Source organism: Tritonibacter scottomollicae (assembly GCF_032924845.1).
GTDB lineage: Bacteria > Pseudomonadota > Alphaproteobacteria > Rhodobacterales > Rhodobacteraceae > Epibacterium > Epibacterium scottomollicae.
The window spans coordinates 1,192,230-1,216,191 of the sequence record NZ_CP136704.1 but is presented as its reverse complement, the minus strand read 5'-3'; the positions used below and the strand labels follow the sequence as shown (position 1 = coordinate 1,216,191).

The 23,962-nt window shown below is 60.1% G+C and carries 19 protein-coding genes and 1 pseudogene; 8 read left to right on the top strand and 12 right to left on the bottom strand.

Annotated elements, in window-relative coordinates:
- Positions 1-4: 4 nt before the first annotated feature.
- Both R1T40_RS06340 and R1T40_RS06335 read right to left on the bottom strand, forming a co-directional pair.
- Positions 5-1,045, bottom strand: a complete 1,041-nt coding sequence (locus tag R1T40_RS06340; protein ID WP_317386281.1) for an enoyl-CoA hydratase/isomerase family protein — start codon at positions 1,043-1,045, stop codon at positions 5-7.
- 26 nt (positions 1,046-1,071) lie between these two features.
- Entirely contained in the window at positions 1,072-2,217 is a 1,146-nt protein-coding gene (locus R1T40_RS06335; RefSeq protein ID WP_317386280.1) for an acyl-CoA dehydrogenase family protein, read from the bottom strand.
- Between the two features lie 293 nt (positions 2,218-2,510).
- Here R1T40_RS06335 and R1T40_RS06330 point away from each other — a divergent pair, with 293 nt between their 5' ends.
- On the top strand, positions 2,511-4,361 hold the full coding sequence (locus tag R1T40_RS06330; protein ID WP_317386279.1) for an O-linked N-acetylglucosamine transferase, SPINDLY family protein: 1,851 nt from the start codon (positions 2,511-2,513) through the stop codon (positions 4,359-4,361).
- Positions 4,362-4,449: 88 nt separating this feature from the next.
- Here the strand turns inward: R1T40_RS06330 and R1T40_RS06325 are convergent, their stop codons facing one another.
- Together R1T40_RS06325 and R1T40_RS06320 are read right to left on the bottom strand one after the other, a co-directional pair.
- Positions 4,450-5,067 carry a L,D-transpeptidase gene (locus R1T40_RS06325; RefSeq protein WP_106163561.1) on the bottom strand — a complete coding sequence of 206 codons (618 nt, stop codon included), beginning with the start codon at positions 5,065-5,067 and terminating at the stop codon, positions 4,450-4,452.
- Positions 5,068-5,296: 229 nt separating this feature from the next.
- Positions 5,297-6,796, bottom strand: coding sequence for a CoA-acylating methylmalonate-semialdehyde dehydrogenase (locus R1T40_RS06320; protein ID WP_317386278.1), 1,500 nt, complete (start codon positions 6,794-6,796; stop codon positions 5,297-5,299).
- Positions 6,797-6,951: 155 nt separating this feature from the next.
- On the opposite strand from R1T40_RS06320, the gene R1T40_RS06315 reads away from it, so the two are divergent.
- The 3 genes from R1T40_RS06315 to coaD all read left to right on the top strand — a co-directional run bounded on the left by R1T40_RS06315 (position 6,952) and on the right by coaD (position 8,949).
- Positions 6,952-7,848 (top strand): LysR family transcriptional regulator, encoded by an 897-nt coding sequence (locus R1T40_RS06315; protein ID WP_106163563.1) that lies wholly within the window; start codon positions 6,952-6,954, stop codon positions 7,846-7,848.
- Positions 7,849-7,902: 54 nt separating this feature from the next.
- Positions 7,903-8,337, top strand: a complete 435-nt coding sequence (locus tag R1T40_RS06310; protein WP_106163729.1) for a CBS domain-containing protein — start codon at positions 7,903-7,905, stop codon at positions 8,335-8,337.
- 117 nt (positions 8,338-8,454) lie between these two features.
- Positions 8,455-8,949: a pantetheine-phosphate adenylyltransferase gene (coaD, locus tag R1T40_RS06305; protein ID WP_106163564.1), complete on the top strand. Its 495-nt coding sequence runs from the start codon at positions 8,455-8,457 to the stop codon at positions 8,947-8,949.
- A gap of 129 nt (positions 8,950-9,078) precedes the next feature.
- Here coaD and R1T40_RS06300 read toward each other — a convergent pair whose 3' ends face one another.
- On the bottom strand, positions 9,079-9,222 hold the full coding sequence (locus R1T40_RS06300; protein ID WP_165798116.1) for a hypothetical protein: 144 nt from the start codon (positions 9,220-9,222) through the stop codon (positions 9,079-9,081).
- Between the two features lie 101 nt (positions 9,223-9,323).
- Positions 9,324-10,325, bottom strand: a complete 1,002-nt coding sequence (gap, locus tag R1T40_RS06295) for a type I glyceraldehyde-3-phosphate dehydrogenase (RefSeq protein WP_106163565.1) — start codon at positions 10,323-10,325, stop codon at positions 9,324-9,326.
- A 256-nt stretch (positions 10,326-10,581) separates the two neighbouring features.
- On the opposite strand from gap, the gene R1T40_RS06290 reads away from it, so the two are divergent.
- The gene (locus R1T40_RS06290; RefSeq protein ID WP_317386277.1) at positions 10,582-11,532 is read left to right on the top strand and encodes a DUF808 domain-containing protein; all 951 of its coding nucleotides are present in this window, start codon (positions 10,582-10,584) and stop codon (positions 11,530-11,532) included.
- Between the two features lie 122 nt (positions 11,533-11,654).
- Here the strand turns inward: R1T40_RS06290 and tkt are convergent, their stop codons facing one another.
- Entirely contained in the window at positions 11,655-13,676 is a 2,022-nt protein-coding gene (gene tkt, locus R1T40_RS06285) for a transketolase (RefSeq protein ID WP_317386276.1), read from the bottom strand.
- A 324-nt stretch (positions 13,677-14,000) separates the two neighbouring features.
- On the opposite strand from tkt, the gene R1T40_RS06280 reads away from it, so the two are divergent.
- The gene (locus R1T40_RS06280; RefSeq protein ID WP_317386275.1) at positions 14,001-14,927 is read left to right on the top strand and encodes a coiled-coil domain-containing protein; all 927 of its coding nucleotides are present in this window, start codon (positions 14,001-14,003) and stop codon (positions 14,925-14,927) included.
- Positions 14,927-15,337, top strand: a pseudogene (locus R1T40_RS06275) (cell division protein ZapA); the annotation flags it as partial. The gene R1T40_RS06280 and the pseudogene R1T40_RS06275, both read left to right, overlap by 1 nt.
- Positions 15,338-15,564: 227 nt before the next feature.
- Here the strand turns inward: R1T40_RS06275 and grxD are convergent.
- From grxD to R1T40_RS06250, 5 genes are all read right to left on the bottom strand, one after another.
- Positions 15,565-15,927 (bottom strand): Grx4 family monothiol glutaredoxin, encoded by a 363-nt coding sequence (grxD, locus tag R1T40_RS06270; RefSeq protein WP_106163570.1) that lies wholly within the window; start codon positions 15,925-15,927, stop codon positions 15,565-15,567.
- Between the two features lie 35 nt (positions 15,928-15,962).
- A complete protein-coding gene (locus tag R1T40_RS06265) occupies positions 15,963-16,211 on the bottom strand; it encodes a hypothetical protein (RefSeq protein ID WP_317386274.1) in 249 nt (82 codons plus the stop codon).
- Positions 16,208-16,444 (bottom strand): BolA/IbaG family iron-sulfur metabolism protein, encoded by a 237-nt coding sequence (locus R1T40_RS06260; protein WP_317386273.1) that lies wholly within the window; start codon positions 16,442-16,444, stop codon positions 16,208-16,210. Before R1T40_RS06260 ends, R1T40_RS06265 begins: the two co-directional genes overlap by 4 nt.
- Positions 16,445-16,739: 295 nt before the next feature.
- Complete coding sequence (purL, locus tag R1T40_RS06255) at positions 16,740-18,905, bottom strand: phosphoribosylformylglycinamidine synthase subunit PurL (protein ID WP_317386272.1); 2,166 nt, start codon at positions 18,903-18,905, stop codon at positions 16,740-16,742.
- Positions 18,906-19,390: 485 nt separating this feature from the next.
- Positions 19,391-20,296, bottom strand: coding sequence for a LysR family transcriptional regulator (locus R1T40_RS06250; protein WP_317386271.1), 906 nt, complete (start codon positions 20,294-20,296; stop codon positions 19,391-19,393).
- 150 nt (positions 20,297-20,446) lie between these two features.
- Here R1T40_RS06250 and R1T40_RS06245 point away from each other — a divergent pair, with 150 nt between their 5' ends.
- Positions 20,447-23,884: an indolepyruvate ferredoxin oxidoreductase family protein gene (locus R1T40_RS06245; protein ID WP_317386270.1), complete on the top strand. Its 3,438-nt coding sequence runs from the start codon at positions 20,447-20,449 to the stop codon at positions 23,882-23,884.
- The last annotated feature ends 78 nt before the right edge of the window (positions 23,885-23,962 follow it).

Sequence of the window (23,962 nt, the reverse complement as noted above, 5' to 3'; positions counted from 1 at the left end):
GTGTTCAGTCCTCCTCAAAACTCAGCGCGTCTCGCCCGAGCGGCTGGAGCATCTGGCTCACCGCGACGGCAGGCACAGGGCCGTCAGCGTATTGCCACTTGGGCGATTTATCCTTGTCGATGATCAGCGCCCGCACCCCTTCCAGGAGGTCGCCTTTCTCCATCGCACGATAGGTGAAACGATATTCCAGATCCAAGGCGCTGCGCATGGTCGTGGTGGTTGCGCGCAGACGGTGGATCATCTCCACTGTGGTGGCAAACGACAGCGGCGAGCCGCGCGAGAGCGCCTTGAGGCAACCTGCGGCAAACTCATCATCGCGTGACTTGAGCACGGTCAGGATATCGGCCGAGGTCTCACCTGCGAATGTGGCGTCAATGTCCGCCTGCATCGCTTTTAGCGCGCTGTCTGGCGCTTGCTGTGCGGCGGCCTCAAGGGCGGCGACATCGCCGGTTTCAGCGAGCGTTGCGATCAGTGCGGGCCAGTGATCCTCGGGGATGTAGAGGTCGGCAAACCCCGCATAGACCGCATCGCCCGCAGTCATCCGATGGCCGGTGGTGCCCAGATATTCGCCCAGTCGCCCCGGTGCCAATGACAACAGCAGTGAGCCGCCCACGTCGGGCACGAGGCCGATGCCACATTCCGGCATCGAGAGCTGGGAGCTGTTGCCAACGACGCGGTGGGTGCCGTGACAGCCGATGCCGACGCCGCCGCCCATGGTGAACCCCTGAAGGAAGCTCACCACCGGTTTTGGATACTCGAAGATGCGGGCGTTCATGCGGTATTCGTCGCGCCAGAAGGTGCGACCATAGGTAAAGTCGCCCTTGGTGCCGGTCTCATAGAGTTCGGCAATATCGCCGCCCGCGCAAAAGGCCTTGTCTCCGGCGGCGTCAAACACCACCAACGCCACGTTGTCGTCCTTGGCCCAGTCCTTGAGCGCGGCGTCAATCGCAAGACACATGTCATAAGACAGTGCGTTCAGGGCCTTTTCGCGGGTCAGGGTGATCCGGCCCGCGCGGCCTTCGATACGGATGTGGATGTCGCTCATGGCGTGCGGCCTCCTGTTGGGCGTAATTAGTGGTTTTCTGCCAGCATATGGCGGGCAACGATCACGCGCATGATTTCATTTGTGCCTTCAAGGATCTGGTGCACACGCAGGTCCCGCACCAGTTTTTCGATGCCGTAATCCGCGAGATAGCCGTAGCCACCGTGCAATTGCAGGCACTGATCCACAACGTTCGACCCGGTTTCGGTGACGAATTTCTTCGCCATGGCGCAGAACTTGGAGGCATCAGGTTCGCCCTGATCGAGCTTCCATGCCGCCTGGCGCAGGAAGGTGCGGGCGGCCTGCAATTCGATTTCCATATCCGCAAGGCGGAATTGCAGCCCCTGGAATTGGTCGATGGATGTGCCGAAGGCCTTGCGCTCTGCCATATATTTCAGCGTGTTGGTCAGACCGGTTTGCGCCGCCCCCAGCGAGCAGGCGGCGATGTTCAAACGCCCACCATCGAGACCCTTCATGGCATATTTGAACCCGTGACCCTCTTCCCCCACGAGGTTGCCGGCAGGCACGCGACAGTCGTCAAACTGCACCTGCGCGGTCGGCTGGCTCTTCCAGCCCATCTTGTCTTCAAGGCCGCCAAAGGACAGACCCGGTGTGCCATCCTCGACATAGACGGTGGAGATCCCTTTGGGGCCATCTTCGCCGGTGCGCACCATGCAGACATAAGCGTCGGAGTAGCCGCCGCCGGAGATGAACGCCTTGGTGCCGTTGAGGACATAGCCCTCATCATCGCGCGTGGCGCGGGTCTTGAGCGAGGCGGCATCGGAACCGGAGCCCGGCTCTGTCAGGCAGTAGCTCAGCACCGTGTTGAGGCTCATGACATCGGGCATCACGCGGGCTTTGAGTTCATCGCTGGCGAACATATCAAGCATCTTGGCGCACATGTTGTGGATCGACAGAAACGCCGCCACGGAGGGGCAGGCCATCGACAGCGCCTCGAACACCAGAGTTGCATCAAGGCGCGACAGGCCGGAGCCGCCCGATTCTTCGCTGACGTAAAGGGATCCAAACCCCAGCTCGCCGACTTTGGGCCACAGATCTTTGGGGATGGTGCCCTCTGCTTCCCACTGGCGGGCAAATGGCGCGATTTGTTCCTGCCCGAAGCCATACGCCATATCGAAAATGGCCGTCTGCTCTTCTGTCATTGCGAAGTCCATGGGCTCTCCTCCCCCGTATCATGAGCGGCCGCGGAGCGGGCCACAAGAATTGAACAACTGTTTATTTATTACGCCTCTCAGGGCCACACTTCAACATGCGGAACTGCAAGATGGTCCTGCACTGGTGCCGAGAACTGCATCATTTGAGGGGGAGCCGTCATAATTTTTCCACGAATTCGCGTCGGATTTGAGGGAAATTTTAAGACCTCGCCGTCACTACTTTGGACCAAAGGCACTAGTGTTTCCGTCAGGGGCAAGTGCAAATCAGTAGTCTGAGAAGGAGCGTGGTCCTCGTGTCGCAGCCCAATCAAACCAGCAAGCTCGCCGTGATGCGGGATACAAAGCCGCAGTTTCCAGAGTTCGAGAAATTCGCCACATCCGTCACGTCGCAGGAGCGCGCGAAATTTGCCTATGAGATGAAACACGGGCTACGTGCCAATCAGGCCAAGGGCGAACAGACAAAAGAAACCGTTCAGAAGCTCCTGAAAAAGGCGCGAGCGGAGATGATGAAGCATGAAGCCAAGAGCGCGGAAGCAGTGTTGCGGCAGGCCATCTCGTTGGAGCCGGATAACGCGACTGCGCATGCACTTCTTTGCGAACTGCTGATGAAGGATTCCGCCCGTCTGCTCGAAGCTTTGGCAAGTATCCTGAGAGCAGTAAAGCTTGAGCCGAAGGAGAGCGGCCATTACGCTTTGGTGGGTACGCTCTTGATGCTAATGCAAAAGTCCGAGGAGGCGATCGATTATTTTGAGATCGCGGTGAAGTTCGATCCCAAGAATTACATCGCGCTGGCGCGGATGATGCACCTCAAGGCCCACCACCTGCGTTGGGACGATTTCGACAAGATACCGACCTATCTCAAGCAGTTTAACAAGGGCGGCATCCTATCTGATCCCTTTGCATTCCTGTCGTTGTGCGATGACGGTGACTTCCAGAAGCATCGCTCGATTTCCATGGTACGGGCCAAGCATACCAACCCGGTCAAGGCGCCGATATTCACCGGTCAGCGAGCGGAGGGGCAAAAGATCCGTATCGGATACTTCTCCAATGATTTTTACAATCATGCGACCATGCAGCTGATGCTGGGGCTGTTGGAAACCCATGACCGCAGTCGGTTCGAGCTCTATCTATATGACTACGGGTCCAAACTGTGTGATCTTGCACATGAACGCGCGCGCAAGAGTGCTGATGTGTTCCGAGATGTCCGCCACATGGCCACAGACGAACTGGTGGAGCAGGCAACCCGGGACGAGCTGGATATTGCAGTGGATCTCAAGGGCTTTACCGAAGGTGGTCGCCTCGACATGTTCAACAGTCGCGTTGCACCGGTCCAAGTGTCCTATCTCGGCTATCCCGGCACAACGGGATTGAAGTCGATGGACTACATGGTGGCCGACCGCATCACCATTCCATCGACCCTGCGCAAGCACTACACCGAAAACATCCTGTATATGCCGCATTGCTATCAGCCCAATGACGAGGAGCGCTATATCGCCCAGGTCGATGATACGCGCGCCAGTCACGGTCTGCCGGAAGATGGCTTTGTGTTTTCCTCCTTCAATAGCCCCTACAAGGTCACCCCGCGCGAGTTTGATATCTGGATGAAGCTCATGAAAGAGGTGCCGGATAGCGTCCTGTGGTTCTATTGCGGAAAAGGCGAGATCACGGAACCGCTGCGCAGAGAGGCCGAACGGCGTGGCGTTGACGGACACCGGATCATTCCCGCCCGGCGCGTCATGCCGGATGTTCATCTTGCCCGACTAAAACATGCCGATCTGTTTCTGGATACGTTCAATGTCAACGCCCATACCACGGCCAGCGATGCGCTCTGGGCCGGGCTGCCGGTGGTCACAAAGACCGGCGAGCAATTTGCCGCCCGTGTGGCAGGCAGTATCCTGACGGCCGCCGGGCTGGAGGATCTGGTCACCACGACAGAGAAAAAATATCACGATGTGGCGCTGCGCGTGGCGCAGGATCCGGACTATCTGGCCGACATCCGCGCCCGTCTGGCGGCATCCCACAGCGATGCGCCGCTGTTTGATACCAAGGGCTATACACGGGATTTCGAACGGCTGCTCGAAAAGGCCTTTCAAAACTACATCGACGGCAACCGGCCCAAGACCATGGGGATTTCCGCCGCCTGACCCTCATGAGATCAGAGCCGATGAACGCACACAGCCGCGTTCGAAACCCGGGCGCGGCTGCTCTGTTCTTGCGCGGCGAAATATCGGCTTAGAGCAGGCGAACCTGGGTGCCGATTTTCACCATCGGATAGAGTTTTTCCACATGCTGATTGTAAAGCCCGATACAGCCTGACGAACTCTGCCGGCCAATCTTGCGGGTGTCATGGGTGCCGTGGACCAGATAGGCGGGCCAGTCGAGATACATCGCGCGGGTGCCGAGCGGATTGCCGGGCACGCCGCCTTCGATCCGCCGGGGCAACGTGGGATCGCGCTCGCGCATATTGGCGGTCGGCGTCCAGCTCGGCTCCTCCCGCTTGCGCACGATCTTGGAATAGCCCCGGCGTGTCAGTTCCTCGCTCATCGGGACAGAAGAGGGGAACAGGAAATAACTCTCGCCATCACCGCCCCAGTAATGCAGGGCGCGACTCTCGATATCGGCCAGCAGGCAGCCCACACCCAGTGTTTCAAAGTGATCTTGCCAGCGCTGTTGCTGGAAGGAGGACACGTTGCGCTGCACCGGGATCTTTTCACGAATTGCAGGCTCCGAGGCCGGGAAGGCATCACCGGATTGCGCACGCAGCAATCCTGGTGTTGCTAATGTTGCTGCCGCGCCGCTCATCAACGCGCGGCGGGACAGAGTAAAACGGGATTTGGTGAAGTCGGACATTGGCCCATCCTCATTGGTTTTAATTGCTCGATCTCTTCGCGGGACCATATGAGCGCGCGCAGGGCAAGGCCAGTGGCTGTCGACCCAACGCAGGGTGACATTTGCGTGAGCCGACGGAGCGCGGCTCAGGTGGCATGAACTTGCCGATGCGTCGAACACAAAAAGGCCGCCCGACAATGTCGGACGGCCTGAGCTGAAACCCTAGCTGAGCTGAAGCCCGAACTGGGGATCAGTCCATCGCTTTGAAGTTGAACTCGCCACCTTCTTTGATGCCGGAGAACCAGCGCGCGGTAACGGTCTTGGTGCGGGTATAGAACCGGAAGGCATCCGGGCCATACTGGTTCAGGTCGCCAAAGGCCGATTTCTTCCAGCCGCCGAAGGTGTGGTAGCTGAGCGGCACCGGGATCGGGAAGTTGATGCCGACCATGCCCACATTGACGCGGTTGGCAAAGTCACGCGCGGTGTCACCATCTGCGGTGTAGATCGCGGTGCCGTTGCCGTAGGCATTGTCCTTCACGAGGTTCAGCGCATCCTCGTAGTTGTCCATGCGGACAGTTGTCAGAACCGGACCAAAAATCTCTTCCTGGTAGATGTCCATCTCGGATGTGACATCATCGAACAGGGTCGGGCCGACGAAATAGCCGTTCTCATACCCCTGCAGGGTCAGTCCGCGACCATCGGTCACCAGCTTGGCACCCTGCTCGACGCCGCTGTCGATCAGACCTTCGATACGGGCCTTGGCTTGGGCCGTGATGACGGGGCCGTAATCGACATCTTCGCCAGCGGTATAGGGGCCGACTTTCAGCTTTTCGATACGCGGCAGCAGGCGTTCGATCAGGCCATCGGCGGTTTCCTTGCCGACGGGAACCGCAACGGAGATCGCCATGCAGCGTTCGCCAGCGGCGCCGAACCCGGCACCCACCAGGGCGTCAGCCGCCTTGTCGAGGTCCGCATCGGGCATGATCAGCATGTGGTTCTTGGCACCGCCAAAGCACTGCGCACGCTTGCCGTTGGTTGCGGCGCGGCCATAGATATACTGTGCGATCGGGGTGGAGCCGACAAAGCCCACCGCCTGAATGGTCTCGTTGTCGAGGATCGCGTCCACGGCTTCCTTGTCGCCATTCACAACCTGCAGCACGCCATCGGGCAGGCCGGCTTCTTTCAGCAGCTCCGCCAGATAAAGCGATGTGGAGGGGACGCGCTCGGAGGGCTTCAGGATCATCGCATTGCCGCAGGACAGCGCCGGCGCCATTTTCCACAGCGGGATCATCGCGGGGAAGTTGAATGGCGTAATGCCCGCAACGACGCCCAGAGGCTGGCGCATGGAGTAGAGGTCAATGCCCGGTCCGCCGCTGTCGGTGAATTCACCCTTCAGCATGTTGGGCGCGCCCATGCAGACTTCAACCACCTCAAGGCCACGCTGCACGTCACCGCGTGCGTCGGGCAGGGTCTTGCCGTGCTCACGGGCGACCAGCTCTGCCAGCGTGTCCATGTGTTCGTTGATGAGTTGGCCGAACTTCATCATCACGCGGGCGCGTTTCTGCGGGTTGGTGGATGCCCAGCCGACCTGGGCCTCAGCGGCTTTGGCGATCACGGCATCCATCTCGGCTTTGGTTGCGAGCGGCACCTGCGCCTGCACTTCGCCAGTGGCAGGGTTCAGAACATCGGCAAAGCGGCCGGAGGTCCCGGCGACTTTCTCGCCGTTCACGTAGTGGGTCAGTTCCTGCATGTGCAGTCCTCCTCTGAATTTCGAGTCCCGCGTATCCTAGGATTGCAAAAACGAAGGTAAAAGGGGAAAGGCTTCAAATAGGTTTTGCATTAACGCAAATGGTTAAGGTAGGTTTACCTTGGCAGAATGCAAAAACGACTGGAGGATCCCGTCAGATGGAACCCCAATGGGACGACATGAAAGTGTTCCTGGCTGTGGCACGGGAGAGCTCGCTCTCTGGGGCAGGGCGCGTGTTGAAGATGGACCCCGCCACGGTCGGGCGACGGGTTGCCCGGTTTGAAACCGCGCTGAAGACGTCGCTGTTTGTGAAATCACCGCAGGGCTATGCGCTGAGCGCGGCCGGGGATCGCCTGCTGGGCCATGCCGAGAGCGCAGAACTGGCCATGCGCGCCGGGGAAGAGGCGCTGACCGGCCCAAGCGATACGCTATCCGGGCAGATCCGCATCGGCGCGCCGGATGGTTGCGCCAACTACATCCTGCCGCAGGTCTGTGCGGCAATCTCTAAGGACAATCCGGATCTGGACATCCAGATTGTGGCGCTGCCGCGGGTGATCAACCTGTCCCGCCGTGAAGCGGATATGGCCGTGACGGTCAGCGCCCCCACGGCTGGGAAGCTGTTGGTGCAGAAGGTGACCGACTATCGCCTGCATCTTGCGGCCTCACGCTACTACTTGCGGGACAATGAGCCGATCGAGAAACTCGACCACCTGCGGCACCATCGCATGATTGGCTACATCCCTGACATGATCTTTGACCGCGAGCTGGACTATCTGACGGACCTCGGTGTCGAGCGGGTGTCGCTCGCGTCCAATTCGGTCTCGGTGCAGATCAAGATGCTCGCCGAAGGAAGTGCAGTTGGTGTGGTGCATGATTTTGCGCTGCCCGCACATCGCGCCTTGCGCAAGGTGCTGAAAGATGAGTTCAGCCTGACGCGCAGTTTCTATCTGGTGCGCCATCAGGGGGATCAGCGCAGCGAACGGCTGAACCGATTTGCCGAGGCACTGTCAAAGGGGGTTCGCGTTGAGGTCGAGCGGCTGGAAGGCTTGACTTGATCGGATCTTGCGGCAAACCTTGAGGGAGTGAAGTTTTATTTCTGGGTGCGCAAAATGCTCGTAAAGTCGATTATGAAATCCAAGGAGATTGCCGAGGTCGTCACGATCGGGCCTGAGGCGACGATCGAGGCTGCCGCGCAGCTCCTGTCAAAGCATGGCATCGGTACGGTGGTGGTCTCGTCGGACCAGACAACACCACTGGGCATTCTGTCAGAGCGGGATATTGTGCGGCAGCTGGCCAAGTCGGGCTCTGTATGCCTTCAGCACAAGGTCGAAGACTATATGACCCGAGAGGTTGTCACCTGTGTGCAGGACAGCAATGCCGAAGATGCGCTGGCGAAGATGACCGAGGGGCGGTTCCGCCACATGCCGGTGGTCGAAAACGGCGTGTTGATCGGCATCATTTCCCTAGGCGATGTGGTGAAGGCGCAGTTGACCGAAGTGGCGATGGAAAAATCCGCCCTAGAAGGCATGATCATGGGCCATTGATCACCGGTGCGACCGGGTGCGCCGCGACGTGAGGAAGATTAAGTATTACCACGTACTTGCAATGCGCGACGCAACATGGTTGCGTGCGCTCAAATTTTACGCAAGCAGGAGGGGCCCATGCGCATCGGCTTGTATCCCGGAACTTTTGACCCGATCACGCTCGGGCATGTGGACATCATTCGCCGGGCGGCCATGCTGGTGGATCGTCTGGTCATTGGCGTCGCCATCAATCGTGACAAGGGTCCGCTGTTCGACCTCGATGAGCGGGTCGCGATGATCGAGGCGGAATGCGCCAAGCTGACAGAGCAGACCGGCACAGAGATCGTGGCGCATCCGTTCGAGAACCTGCTGATCGATTGCGCCCGCGATGTCGGCGCTCAGGTCATCGTTCGCGGACTGCGTGCGGTTGCGGATTTCGAATATGAATATCAGATGGTCGGCATGAACCGGTCTCTGGATGACAGCATCGAAACCGTGTTCCTCATGGCCGAAGCCCGCCACCAGGCGATCGCAAGCAAGCTGGTGAAGGAAATCGCGCGGCTGGGCGGTGACGTCAGCAAATTCGTGACACCGCTGGTCAATGACAATCTGCGAAAACGGCTGGGCAGCTGATGCGTCCGCTGTGATCCGGCCTGGGTGAAGATCGCCCCGATCCGCGCCCGCACATCTGATTGAAATGACACCCGACCGGAGACCCCGCGTCGGGTGTTTGCATGTCCGGGATCGCGAAAGCCCCTCAGATCAACGCCAAAAGGCCATCCACTCGATCAGCAAGAACAGCTTCTTGCCCAGGAACAACAGGTGTTCCGTTCCGAAAAGGGCAACATCAATGGCGAGTGCAGACAACAGGCACAGGCCGAGAGCGAGGGCAATGGTATTGGTCATCGAGGGATGCTCGCATAAAAACGCCCGGTCAGATATGCCTGACCGGGCGCAAAATCTCAACCCAAAGAGGGGCGGTGGTTAACCGGGCAGCACAATGGCCCTTAGTTCAACCGGCCCATCGCGGTGGCCACGTCGGCCATACGCACCGAGAAGCCCCATTCGTTGTCGTACCACGCCAGCACCCGCACCATGCGACCGTCGACCACACGGGTCTGATCCGGCGCGAAGATGGAGCTTTCTTCGGTGTGGTTGAAGTCGGTGGAGACCAGCGGTGCCGGCTCATAGCCCAGAACGCGCGACATCGGGCCTTTGGAGGCTTCTTCCATGGCGGCGTTCACCTCGGCAACGCTTACCTCGCGACCAGCGCGAAAGGTAAGGTCCACGGCCGACACATTCGGCGTCGGCACCCGGATTGCGGAACCGTCAAGGCGGCCCTTGAGGTTCGGCAGCACTTCACCCAGCGCCTTGGCCGCACCGGTGGAGGTCGGGATCATCGACATTGCTGCGGCGCGGGCGCGGTAGAGATCGTCATGGCGACGGTCCAGCGTCGGCTGATCGCCGGTATAGGCATGGATCGTGGTCATGATGCCATGTTCGATGCCAAAGGCCTCGTCCAGAACTTTTGCCAGCGGCGCCAGGCAGTTGGTGGTGCAGGAGCCGTTGGAGACCATTTTGTCGCTGGTCAGCAGGTCCTCGTCGTTGACGCCGTAAACCACCGTGCGATCAACATTCGTACCCGGCGCAGAGAGCAACACCTTGCCCGCGCCGCGCTCGAGGTGCTTCTTCGCCTTCAGCCCATCGTTGAACTTGCCGGTGCATTCCAGCACGACATCGCAGCCTTCCCAGTCCAGCGTGTCCATGTCGTAGGTGGAGAACACCTGCATGTCGCCGCGGCCGAGGTTCAGGCGTCCCTCGCTGAAATCGACCTGGCCGGGGAAACGGCCATGCACGCTGTCATATTTGATGAGATGTGCTGCAGTCTCGATTGGGCCGGTCGCGTTGACCTTGATGACTTCGATATCATTGCGGAAGCTGCCCGCGATATGCGCCAATGTGCAGCGGCCAATGCGCCCAAAACCGTTGATTCCAACTTTGATGGTCATCTCTGTCGTCTCCACAAAAAGCCTGTCTTAGGGGCAGCCTATAGACGTCATTAACCTCCGAAAAAAGCGAAAACTACAGTAAACACAGACTGTTAGCGCAAAACGTTGATGGTTGCGTTAACAGGTTTCGGGCGTTGGCGGTAACTGTTGGGGCCGGCTCGCGGGGAAAATGCTGCAAAGCGGCACGCTTGAACGGGAACCCTTTGGCGCGCTAGGTGTTCTGTCAGGAAATAGCATGCACTCAAAGAGGTGGCACATGAGCGGTCTTCTGGCCTTGTTGGACGATGTAGCGGCGATCGCCAAAGTTGCCGCCGCCTCGGTGGATGATGTGGCGACGCAATCGATGAAGGCGGGCTCCAAGGCGGCTGGCATCGTTATCGACGATGCTGCCGTGACGCCGAAATACGTGACCGGCTTCCAGCCCGCGCGTGAATTGCCAATGATCTGGCGCATCGCGCGCGGCTCTTTCATCAACAAGCTGGTGTTCCTGCTGCCGATCGCATTGCTGATGTCGCAGTTTGCGCCCTGGCTGGTGCCGCCATTGCTGATCCTCGGAGGCTGTTATCTGTGCTTTGAGGGGGCAGAGAAGATCGCGCATGTGCTGATGCCCCATGATGCTCACTCCGGCGGGCCGGATGGCAGCCACGACGTGGGCGATCCGACCCATCTGGAGGAGCAGAAGGTCAAGGGGGCGATCAAGACTGATTTCATTCTTTCGGCAGAAATCATGACCATTTCGCTGGCCACAATCGAGAGCGATGTGCTGTGGATTCAGGCCGCGACCCTTGCGGTGGTGGGCATCATGATCACCATCGTGGTCTATGGCGTCGTCGCGATCATCGTGAAGATGGATGACGTCGGCCTGTGGCTGACCGAGGTCGGTCGCACTGGCGTCACCCGCTCGCTTGGGCGCGGTATCGTCGCCTTCATGCCGTGGTTCCTGAAGCTGCTGTCGGTCGTCGGCACCATCGCCATGCTCTGGGTCGGCGGCTCCATCATCGTGCATTCCGCCCATCAGATGGGCTGGCACTGGCCAGAGGAAACCATCTACGCCTTCGCCAAAGGCGTCGCGCAGGGCGACGGTCTGGTAGAGTGGCTGGTCAAGGCGGTGATCGATGGCATCCTCGGGTTTGTGATCGGCCTCTTGCTGATCCCTCTGGCGACCAAGGTGATCGCGCCGCTGTTTGGGGCCAAAGCCGCCCACTGAACACGATCACGCCGCAAGACGAAAGAAAGGGCGCCTCGAATTTCGGGCGCCCTTCATCTTTTCAAAAATACCTCGGGGGAGACCCGGAAGGGTCGGGGGCAGCGCCCCCAATCCCGCGTGACTTAGCCCAAGAGCTCTTGGACCTTGGCAACTGTGCCCTCGGCAGTGATGCCGAATTTCTCGAACAGCTCGCCCGCCGGAGCGGAGGCGCCAAAGCCCTCCATGCCGACAAAGCCCGCTTTCTTCTCTTGGCCACGTTCGCCCAGCAGCAGGCGATCCCAGCCGCCATCCCGCACGGCAGCCTCGATCGCCACACGCACCGGGCCTGCAGGCAGAACCTTGCGACGGTAGCTCTCGTCCTGCGCGTGGAACAGCTCCATACAAGGAACGGACACAACGCGGGTGCCGATGCCTTTGGCTTCCAGAAGATCCTTGGCTGCCATCGCAGTGGACACCTCGGACCCGGAGGCCATCAGGATCACCTGACGCTTGCTCTCGGCCTCGGCCAGCACATAAGCGCCTTTCTCGGTGAGGTTCGACAGCTTGTGTTCGGTGCGCACGGTGGGCAGGCCCTGACGGGTCAGGGCGATCACCGACGGCGTCTCTTTCGAGGTCAGCGCGATTTCCCAGGCTTCCGCCGTCTCCACCGCATCCGCCGGACGGAACGTGTAGGTGTTCGGGGTTGCACGGCAGATCGCGAGATGCTCGACCGGCTGGTGGGTCGGGCCATCTTCGCCCACACCGATGGAGTCATGGGTCATGACAAACACGGTGGGGATCTTCGACAGTGCGGCCAGACGCATCGCCGGGCGGGCATAATCGGTGAAGCAGAAGAAGGTGCCGCCATAGGGGCGAATGCCACCGTGCAGCGCCATGCCGTTCATCGCCGCGGCCATGCCGTGCTCGCGAATACCCCAATAGACATAACGACCCTTGCGGTTGTCGGTGTCGAACATGCCCAGATCGCCGGTCTTGGTGTTGTTGGATCCGGTAAGGTCCGCCGAGCCACCAATGGTTTCAGGCATGATCGGGTTGATCACTTCCAGCGCCATCTCAGATGCCTTGCGGGTCGCGACCTTGGGTTGCGATTCAGAGACCTGCTTTTTCAGTGCCTTGATGGTGGCGGAGAGTTTCTTGGGGGCTTCCAGCGCAAAGATACGGTTGAACCGATCCTGTTTTTGCTGCGACAGCTCCGCAAAGCGACCTTCCCATTCCGCACGCGCGTCTGCGCCGCGTTTGCCGATCTCTTCCCACTGGGATTTGATCTCGGCAGGCACCTGATACGCGCCACCGGTCCAGCCATAGGCGTCCTTGGCAGCTTTGAGCTGATCCGCATCGGTCAGCGCGCCGTGACCCTTGGAGGTGTCCTGTGCCGCGTGACCCAGAGCAATATGGGTCTTGCAGGCAATCATCGACGGTTTCTTGGTCTTCTTGGCGGCCTCGATCGCGGCGTCGATCTGCACCGGATCATGGCCGTCGATTTCCTGCACATGCCAGCCGGAGGCCTTGAAACGCTGCACCTGGTTGGTGCGGTCCGACAGGTCCAGCTGACCGTCGATCGTGATGTTGTTGTTGTCCCAGAACACCACCAGCTTGCCCAGCTGATGACGCCCGGCAAGGCCCAGGGCCTCCTGGCTGATGCCTTCCATCAGGCAGCCGTCGCCGGCGATGACATAGGTGTGGTGATCCACAACCTTCTTACCATATTGCGCGCGCAGCATTTCCTCGGCCATGGCAAAGCCGACGGCGTTGGAAATCCCCTGACCCAGCGGGCCAGTGGTGACCTCAACGGCGTCCAACAGGAAGTTTTCCGGGTGGCCTGCAGTCAGCGCGCCGGACTGGCGGAAGTTCTTGATCTGATCCAGCGTGACCTGCGCATCGCCCATGAGATAGAGCAGCGAATAGATCAGCATGGAACCGTGGCCCGCCGACAGAATGAACCGATCCCGGTCGGCCCATTTGGGGGCGGAGACGTCGAACTTCATGTGCTTTTCAAACAGCACGGTTGCAACGTCGGCCATGCCGATCGGCATGCCGGAGTGACCGGAGTTCGCACCCGCAACCGCATCCAGCGTCAGGGCGCGAATGGCGGCGGCTTTGTTCCAATGATCGGGGTTTTCAGAGCGCAGGGCTGTCAGATCCACTGAACTGTTCCTCTTTGGGTTCGCAGGGTTTGTCGCTGGATAGCAGCTAAGGGCCAAAGATCAAGCGCTGAGGGCTTGTTTTGCGGGGGGGCGCATGATCTCGCGCGTGCAAGTGCTTGAAAGCAATGGGGGGGTGTTTTACCCCATCATGCGATAAGCTGACGGCAGCTGATGGTTTCTGCGTTGATTCGTACCCCTGTCCAAGTGCCGGGGGCCATGACTGCAACAAGAAGCATCGTGAAAAACGGCGAAAGACCGGCTGTGGACCGATGGTGGCGACAGGCTCTGTCAGAGGTTCAGACGGGACGAGGCAAAGAGGAACGCATGGAGCAGTTACAAGACTTGCAGGGCCGCATCCAGACTGCGTTGCACCGTATATATGGCGGTGTCGCGGCGCTGGAGCAAAAGCACGCAAACCGGCCTGTGCCGACGTTGGAAGATCTGGACATGCAAAAGCATGCCGAGCTGCTGGCCGACCTCGATGATGAGAAAATGGCCAATGCGCAGCTTGAGGAACGTCTGAAGCTGTTGCATGCCCGGCTTGAGGATATGGAGAAGAAGGTCGCCGCCGTGGATGGCGCCGAGGATCTGATCGCCCTTCATTCCGAGCTTGAGTTGTTGCGCAATGCGTCAGGTAACTCGGTCGAAACAGAGGCCCTTAAAGCGGAAGTGGCGCGCCTGAAGCAGGATCTGGAAGCCGCGCGTAATCAGGCTGCCAGTGAACGCGAAACGCTCGAGGATGATCTGAGCGAAGCGACCGCACAGAACGAACAGTTGCAAGCCCAGCTGGAAGAGCTGTCGGCCATGCCCGGGGCCACATCCGACGCGGGTGCGGAAGACGATGCAGGTGCGGCTGATCCGGCCGAGCTGGAGACAGAGCTAAACGCGCTCCGGGTTGAGCGGGACGAATTGCGCGCCCGCGCCGAGGCCGCAGAGGCCACCGCCACGGAAGCTGATCCGGTGGACGAGGGCGTGAGCGCCGAGCTGGACCAGCGATTGAGCGAGCTTGATGGCGAGCTGCAAGGCCTGCGTGCCAGCAACGACCAGCTGCGCCAGTCCAATGCCGCCCTGCGCGCTGCCAATGCCGAGGGCGTTGGCGACACATCGCTGATCAATTCTGGCCTCGAGGCCGAGGTCGAGGGGCTGAAGGCAGCACGCGCCACCGATCAGGCCGAAGTCAACGCGGTCCTGGCTCGGCTGGAACCGCTTCTGGCCACGGCCCCCAATCTGCCCGAAGGAGAGGAAGCCTGATGCCTGAAGTGACCATTCACATCGGAGGCCGCGATTTCGAGGTATCCTGCCAGGAAGGCGAACAGAGCTTTTTGCAGATGGCTGCAGGGATGCTGGACGACGAGGCTCAGGTGCTGTCGGACCAGATCGGACGCATGCCCGAGGCGCGTATGCTGCTGATGGCCGGTCTGATGCTCGCGGACAAGACGGCTGCCGTGGAGGACCGCATCAAGGAAGTCGAAGCCACATTGGCAGAAAAGGATGCCGAAATCGCCCGCAAGGAGGCTGAGATGGAGGAGCTGCGCAATGCGCCGCCGCCAGAGCCGGAGCAGGTCGAGGTGCCCGTAGTGCCGCCCCAGGTGGCAGAGACCTTGGCCGAGCTTGCAGCCCGCGCCGAGGCATTGGCTGCCGAGATCGAAGAGAAGGCGGCGCCGGATGATGATGATGACGAAGACGAAGAAGGAGTTGCTGTTGCGGATGAAGGCCCTGCCGCGGATGAGCATTTAGACGAGGCCGCTCCGCATCTGTCCGAACAGCTCTGAGTTCTGCCAGACCGGCGAGAGTATCTCGCCTTTGAATATGAATAAGCCCGCCAGACCAAAAGGTCGGCGGGCTTAGTGTTTTTGCAGCGCATATTGCCCGGTGGCGGGCGATTGGCTCAGCCGTTGGCTTCGCGGATCTTGTCAGAGGCGTCCTTGTCGAAGCTGATGCCGTTCTGTTCGAACATGCCATCCAACTCACCAGAGAGGGTCATCTCGGTGATGATGTCACAGCCGCCGACAAATTCGCCTTTCACATACAGCTGCGGGATAGTCGGCCAGTCGGAATATTCCTTGATACCGGAGCGAATGTCCTCGTCAGCCAGCACGTTCACGTCGGTGTAGTCGACACCGATGTAGTTCAGCACGCCCGCAACACGGGAGGAGAAGCCGCACTGCGGCATTTCCTTGGTACCCTTCATGTAGAGCACAACGTCATTGGCTTTTACGGTGTCTTCGATACGGGTCTTTGCGTCGGTCATGATTGTGGTCCTTTGTCGTGGCGCCGGGAGCGCGATTACCGCGATAGTGTCCGGCTGATCGATCTGTTGTAGGTATCCGCCTTCTGGTTGGCGCGATGTACGTGTTTTACCGCCTCGAGGTCGGTGGCTTCCATGCCAAGCGGCAGGTCGGGAGAACCCTTGGAGCGGGAGACTGGTTGACTGTCTGCCAATCGGCGTGGCCGTTTGGATCGCCACTTTGCCTCCGCCAGGATGGCGCTGGCAACAACGGCAAGACTGACCAATATCCAGCCCGCCCAACTCATTCCGGTGCTTTGGTGGTCAGGGCGAGGGCGTGCAGATCTCCGTCGGGCCCGTCCATCTTGCCTTTGAGCGCGGCATAGACGGCACGTTGCTGTTGCACGCGGTTCTTGCCACGAAAGCTCTCGTCGACAACCATGGCGGACATGTGAACGCCATCGCTGCCGCCCACCTGGATTTCAGCATCCGGGAAGGTTTCGCGCAGGAGAGTTTCGATTTCATGGGCCTGCATTGGCATAGGGCGCATCCTTGCTGTGGTGTTCTTTCGGCAAAATGTAGGGCTGCTGTGCGGGGGACGCAAGCAACTCTACCGTGATTGTAAGGTCTGATTTCGTTTGACGCTTGAGGTCGATCATCCAAACAGGTTCAGGGCGTGCTCCCGCCTGCTTATGGACCGGCCCCGAAGGGGCCTGCCCAACACAGTTGGGCCCGGCACCGCGCGGGCGCGGTGCCGGGCCCAAGGCCGCCAAGGGGGCTTTGCCAAAGGCAAAAGGCACCTGCGGGCGCGGGAGCACCCCCCTTATGAGACTGCGTTACGCGACGGCCTCGGCAAAGCTGGACCGGAACACCTGGCTCAATTCCTCAAGCGAGGCCTCGGAGCCACCGATTTTCACCGCGTCACCGGTAAATTTTCCAACCGTTTCCAGATGAACGCCGGACTGTCCGGCGGCGATCATCAGCGCCTCGGCCTGATCGAAGTTGCAGGCCACAAGATAGCGCGCCTGATCCTCGCCAAACAGGGTCGGCGTGTCGGCAGCGTCGATCTGAACGCCGACGCCGGCCGCCTCGGCCATCTCGAAGGCCGCCAGCACCAGCCCGCCATCGCTGATATCCGTGCAGGCTTTGATGAAGTCGCGATTGTTGCGGATGAATTCGCCGTTGCGCTTTTCCAGATCCAGATCCACCGCAGGCGCATCGCCATCTTCGCGGTTGAAGACCTCATGCAGCAGCGCCGATTGGCCGAGATGGCCGGCTGTCTCTCCGACCAGCAGCAGCACGTGTCCGTCGCGGACCTCGCCCAGGATCGGCTCCTCATCGGCGGCGATCAGGCCGACGGCGCCGATGGTGGGCGTCGGCAGGATCGCCTGACCGTCGGTCTCGTTATAAAGAGAGACATTGCCGGAAACGATCGGCATATCCAGCGCCGAGACGGCCTCGCCGATGCCTTTCAGCGCGCCGACAAATTGACCCATGATCTCGGGCTTTTCGGGGTTGCCGAAGTTCAGGTTGTCGGTGGTCGCCAAGGGCTTGGCTCCCACGGCGCAGAGGTTGCGATAGGCTTCGGCCACCGCCTGCTTGCCGCCCTCGACCGGGTTCGCCTTGACGTAGCGCGGGGTCACGTCAGAGGTGAAGGCCAGCTTCTTGTTGGTGCCATGCACGCGCACAACGCCGCCACCCAGTCCGGGACGACGGGCGGTGTCGCCCATTACGGTGGTGTCATATTGCTCATAGACCCACTGTTTTCCGGCATAATTGGGCGAGGAAATCAGCGCTTTCAGCCCGTCGATCGGGTCGATGGTCGGCACATCCGCATCGGTCAGCGCCTCGGGGGCCTCGATCTCGATCCAGGGGCGGTCATATTCCGGCGCCGAGGAGGAGAGCTTTGACAGCGGCAGATCCGCCTTGACCTCACCATTGTGCAGAATCAGGAAGCGGTCCTCGGCAATGGTTTCGCCGACGATGGCAAAATCCAGATCCCATTTCTCGAACACTGCCTTGGCTTCGGCCTCAAGCTCGGGCTTCAGCACCATCAGCATGCGTTCCTGGGATTCCGACAGCATCATCTCGTAGGCTGTCATGCCCTCTTCGCGCTGGGGCACATCCTCGAGGTTCAGCTTGACGCCAAGCCCGCCCTTGTCGCCCATTTCCACAGCCGAGCAGGTCAGGCCCGCGGCGCCCATGTCCTGAATGGAGATCACAGCACCGGTCTGCATCAGCTCCAGCGTCGCCTCCATCAGGCGTTTCTCGGTAAAAGGATCGCCAACCTGCACGGTGGGGCGCTTTTCCTCGATGGTGTCGTCGAATTCCGCCGATGCCATGGTCGCACCGCCAACGCCATCACGTCCGGTCTTGGCGCCGAGGTAGACCACGGGCATGCCCACACCAGAGGCGGCGGAGTAGAAGATCATGTCGGTCTTCACCAGACCGGCGGCAAAGGCGTTCACGAGGCAATTGCCGTTGTAAGCCGGGTGGAAGCGCACTTCGCCGCCGACGCAAGGCACACCGAAACAGTTGCCGTAGCCGCCAACGCCCTCAACCACGCCATTCACCAGCTGGCGCGTCTTGTGATGCGCCGGCTCGCCAAAGGACAGCGAGTTCATCGAGGCGATCGGGCGCGCGCCCATGGTGAAGACGTCACGCAAAATGCCGCCAACACCAGTGGCGGCACCTTGATAGGGCTCGATGTAGGAGGGGTGGTTGTGGCTTTCCATCTTGAAGACGACCGCGTCGCCATCACCGATGTCCACGATACCGGCGTTCTCGCCGGGGCCGCAGATCACCTGAGGGCCGGAGGTCGGCAGGGTGCGCAGCCATTTCTTTGAGGATTTGTAGGAGCAATGCTCGTTCCACATGGCGGAGAAAATGCCGAGCTCGGTAAAAGTCGGCTCCCGGCCCATGATCTCGAGTATCAGATCGTACTCATCGGCATTCAGTCCGTGGCTTTCGATCACTTCAGGCGTAATGGCTGGTTCCTGCATGGCGCTTAGATGGCCCCCCGGGTCGCTTCAGTTGACGGCCTTTTAAAGCAAGGCTGGGGGCGGGGAAAGGGGGCATGATAGGCGATGCGACGCGTCCTGAAACTGCCCGGAAAATGGGCGTGACGGAGGCAGCGTGCCTGAATGCAGGGCGAGGCGCGTGATTTCTCGGGGCTGTGCGGTGCGTCCGCTACGCATTGCCGGGTATCTATTGTAACTCTAATGCACTACATACGCAGAATGCTGAATGCGGCATGTTTGTCTCGGGCCCAGAGCACTGGGGCAGACAAGGCAGGCATTGCGCCAAAAAAAAGGCCGAGCACTAAGCTCGGCCGTAGTCCAACAGGGAGGTATGAAGTGCGGCGTGTGCCGCGTCTTCATGAGGGTCATTTAGGGTGCCCGCTTCGCTGTCGCAAGTGTTTTGGAACACAAGTTAAATCAAGCCCGCCATGCGCCATGTGCATAGCTCGCATCAGTATGCGATAACTCTATATTTTTCCGAGTTCTTTCATGTGCTTACGGTGCGTGATGATCTCGTCCTGAACGAAGTCGCGGAAGGCAGAAACCCGCTGTGAGTGACGCAATTCCTCTGGGTAGGCGAGATAGACCGGAACACCGTTGCCATCTTCGTTCGGCAAAACCTGAACCAGATCCGGGAAATCCTCTGTCACATAGTCCGGCAGCACGCCGATCCCCAGATCCTGCAGCACACCCTGAAGCACGCCGAAATAGTTGTTTACCGTCAGCATCGACTTTGGATTATGGGTCATCAGCTTTTGCACCATCACCGCAGCGGACCCCACTTGGGCGGACCGCAGGCTCTGACAGATCAAACGGTGGTCACAGATTTCCTCGATGGTCTCGGGCCAGCTGAATTTGTCGATATAGCCGCGCGACGCATAAAGACGCATCTGCACGGTCATCAACCGCTTGCGGATCAGGTCGGCCTGGCTCGGCTCCTTCATGCGGATGGCGACATCGGCCTCGCGCATCGGCAGGTCGAGCACACGCTCTTCCAGCATCAGGTCGATCTTCAGATTGGGGTACTGCTCATAAAGTTTGGCCAGCCGGGGCGCGAGCCAGAGCGTCCCAAAGCCGGTGGTGGTGGTCACCCGCAATTCGCCGAACACGCCTTCCTCGCTGTCGCGAATCCGGGCCGATGCGGTTTCGAGTTGTTTGGCCATCGTCTTGGTGGCGTCAAACAGCAGTTCACCTTGTTCTGTGAGGATCAATCCACGCGCATGACGGTGGAAGAGCGTGGCGTTCAGGCTCTCCTCCAGTCCCCGAATTTGCCGTGAAACGGCCGATTGAGACAGGTTTAGCCGATCACCGGCGTGGGTCAGACTGCCCGCATCCGCAACCGCGTGAAAGATCCTTAGCTTGTCCCAATCCATTGTTTTTACTCTTTCTGCCTCTTTCTGCCAAACTACATGATGAACAGTATAAGATTCAAACCTTACCGGAGGCTGACACGGATTCTTTAAGAAACGGCTATACAGGTCAGCATTTATGACCTATTATTGGATCCAAAATGCAAGCAAGTCATGGTTGAGGAGGACCGGATGAGCACGCAAAAGATCTCGCTCAATGACCGTTATGATCTCGAAAAGTCGCCCATTCTGCTGAATGGCACGCAGGCGCTTGTGCGTCTGATGCTGATGCAGAAGGCGCGCGACGTGGCCGCCGGGCTGAACACGGCAGGGCTGGTCACCGGCTATCGCGGCTCGCCGCTCGGCGCTGTCGACATGCAGATGAAGCGGGCGGAGAAACTGCTGACGCAGTCCGACGTGACATTCCAATACGGTCTCAACGAGGATCTCGCCGTCACCGCGCTCTGGGGGGCGCAGCAGGCTGAGATTCGCGATGAGGGCAAATACGACGGGGTATTTGGCCTGTGGTATGGCAAGGGCCCGGGCGTTGATCGCTCCGGCGATGCGCTACGCCATGCCAATATGGCCGGCTCTTCAAAACACGGCGGGGTTTTGGTCGCCATGGGCGATGACCACACCGGCGAAAGCTCCACCGTGCTGCATCAGTCGGAATGGTCCTTGCTGGATTGTTACCTGCCGATCGTCAGCCCGGCAGGGGTGCAGGAAATCCTTGACTACGGCATCTATGGCTATGCTTTGTCCCGGTTTTCCGGTCTCTGGGTTGGCCTGAAGACGATGAAAGACACCATCGAGGTGACCTCGGTGGTGGACGGAGATCCCGACCGGGTGCAAGTGTCGGCGCCGCAGTTCGACATGCCGGCAGATGGTCTGAACATCCGTCTCGACGATGACCGTTTCCGCCAGGAAGACCGCATCATCGACTACAAACGTTTTGCCGCCGAGGCATTCAGCCATGCCAACAAGATGGACAAGCGCGTCTGGGGCAAGCCTGGCGCCAAGATCGGCTTTGTTGCGGCGGGTAAGAACTGGCTGGATCTGGTTCACGCGCTAAGCCTTTTGAATATCGATGAAAACATGGCTGATCGCCTTGGCATCACCACCTATAAGGTGGGCCAGACCTGGCCGATGGACATGAAAGGATTCAATGAGTGGGCCGAAGGGCTCGACCTGATCGTGGTGGTCGAAGAAAAGCGCAAGCTGATCGAGATCCAGATCAAGGAAGCGATCTTTGATGATCGGCGCGGGCGTCGTGTCTACGGCTGGTACAAGGGCGGCGCGGGCACCATGCACCGCGAGGAGCTGTTCCCGACAAAATATGCGCTCGACCCGATCATGATTGCCGAAAAACTGGGCAATATCCTGATCGAAGAAGGCCGTGACACCGAGGCGATCCGCGCCGGTCTTGCCTCGCTCGACGATGCCAAACGGGCCGACAATGCCGAGGAAATCGCCGCGCGGCTGCCGTATTTCTGCTCCGGCTGCCCGCATAACTCCTCCACCAAGCTGCCGGATGGCTCACGGGCCTATGCCGGGATCGGCTGTCACTTCATGGTGCAGTGGATGGACCGCGAAACCGTTGGCTTTACCCATATGGGCGGTGAAGGTGCGAACTGGATTGGCGAAGCGCCGTTCTCCAAAAGAAATCATGTATTTCAGAACCTTGGCGACGGAACTTACAACCACTCCGGGGTGATGGCGATCCGCGCGGCGCTCGCCGAAGGCACCAATATCACCTATAAGATCCTCTATAATGACGCCGTGGCAATGACCGGTGGCCAGCAGGCCGAAGGCGGCCTCACTGCGCCGCAGATCGCCCATGAGCTGACCGCCATGGGGGTGAAGACCATTGCCGTGGTCTATGACCAGAAGGAAGGCGTGGACGCCAGCCAGTTCCCCGCCGGCATGCGGATGCATGAGCGGGCCGAACTGATGAAGGTCCAGCGCGAGTTCGAGGAAGTGGGCGGCGTCTCCGCCATTATCTACATCCAGACCTGCGCGGCCGAAAAACGCCGCCGCCGCAAGAAGGGCCTGTTCCCGGACCCGGACCAGCGCGTGTTCATCAACTCTGATGTCTGCGAGGGCTGCGGCGATTGCGGCGTGCAGTCGAACTGTGTGTCGATCGTACCGAAAGAGACCGAACTGGGCCGCAAGCGCGCCATCGACCAGTCCAGCTGCAATAAGGATTTCTCTTGCGTCAACGGGTTTTGCCCGTCGTTCCTCAGCGTTGAGGGCGCTAAGATCAAGAAGAGCGCAACCGCCAGTCTGGAGCTGCCGGAGCTGCCCGACCCGCAACTGCCCGCGATCAACGGCACCCATAACGTGGTGATCACCGGCGTTGGCGGCACCGGCGTTGTGACCATCGGCGCGGTGCTGGCACAGGCCGCCCAGATCGATGGCAAGGGCGCTGGCATGATGGAAATGGCAGGCCTCGCTCAAAAGGGCGGCGCGGTGCATATCCATTGCCGCATTGCCGAGCGGCCCTCCGACATCAGCGCCATCCGCGTCGCCACCGGCGAGGCGCACGCGCTGATCGGCGGCGATCTGGTGGTGAGCGCGGGGGCCAAGACCCTCGGTCTGACCTCCACCGGGCGCACGGGCGCGGTGGTGAACAGCCATGAGATCATCACGGGAGAGTTTACCCGGAATACCGATTTTGCTTTGCCAAGCGATAGGTTGCAGGTCGCACTTCAGGCGCGGATGCGCGACCGGGTCGACCTGTTTGACGCCTCAGAGCTGGCGCGCATCAGCATGGGGGATTCGATCTTTTCCAACATGATGGTCTTTGGCGCGGCCTGGCAGCGAGGGTTGATCCCGGTGTCCTATGAGGCGCTGAAACAGGCGATCGAGCTGAATGGAGCTGCGGTCGAGAAGAACCTGCGCGCTTTCGATATCGGCCGCTGGGCGGTGCTGTACCCGCAAGACGCGGCGAAACTCTTGGAGCCGAGCGTGGTGGCGCTGCCGCAATCGCTGGACGACAAGATCGCCTATCGCCGCGCACAGCTGGTCGACTATCAAGGCGAGCGTTTGGCAAAGCGCTATGAGAAGTTGGTGGCGGGTGTCTCCGATCCGCGGCTCAAGGAAGCAGTGGCGAAAGGCTATCACAAGCTCTTGTCCTACAAGGATGAATATGAGGTTGCGCGCCTGCTGCTGAGCAGCCGGGAAAAGGCTGAGGCGGAATTTGACGGCGATCTGAAGATCTCCTTCAACCTCGCGCCGCCGTTGCTGGGCGGCAAGGATGCCAATGGGCGTCCGAAAAAGCGCAAGTTCGGCCCCGGCACGGAGCGGCTGTTCCGTCTTCTGGCCAAGCTGAAAGGTCTGCGTGGCACGCCGCTGGACGTCTTTGGCTACACCGCCGAACGCAAGATGGAGCGGGCGCTGATCAAACAGTATGAATCCGACATGAAGACCTGGCTGCCGCAGGCGGAGAGCGTCGACATGGATGCGCTGGTTGCCCTGGCGGAGTTGCCCCTGCAGATCCGCGGCTTTGGTCCGGTGAAGATGCAGAGCGAAACGCAGGCGGCCAAGCGTCGCGAGGAGCTGCTGATCGCCCTGAAGCAGGGCACAACGCCGCTGAAGGCTGCAGCGGAATAGTGGCCTACAGGCCACTGTGGCTATGGCACACGTCATGAAGCTGTTACCAAGCCTATGCAATATGCGCGCCCGGCCTTA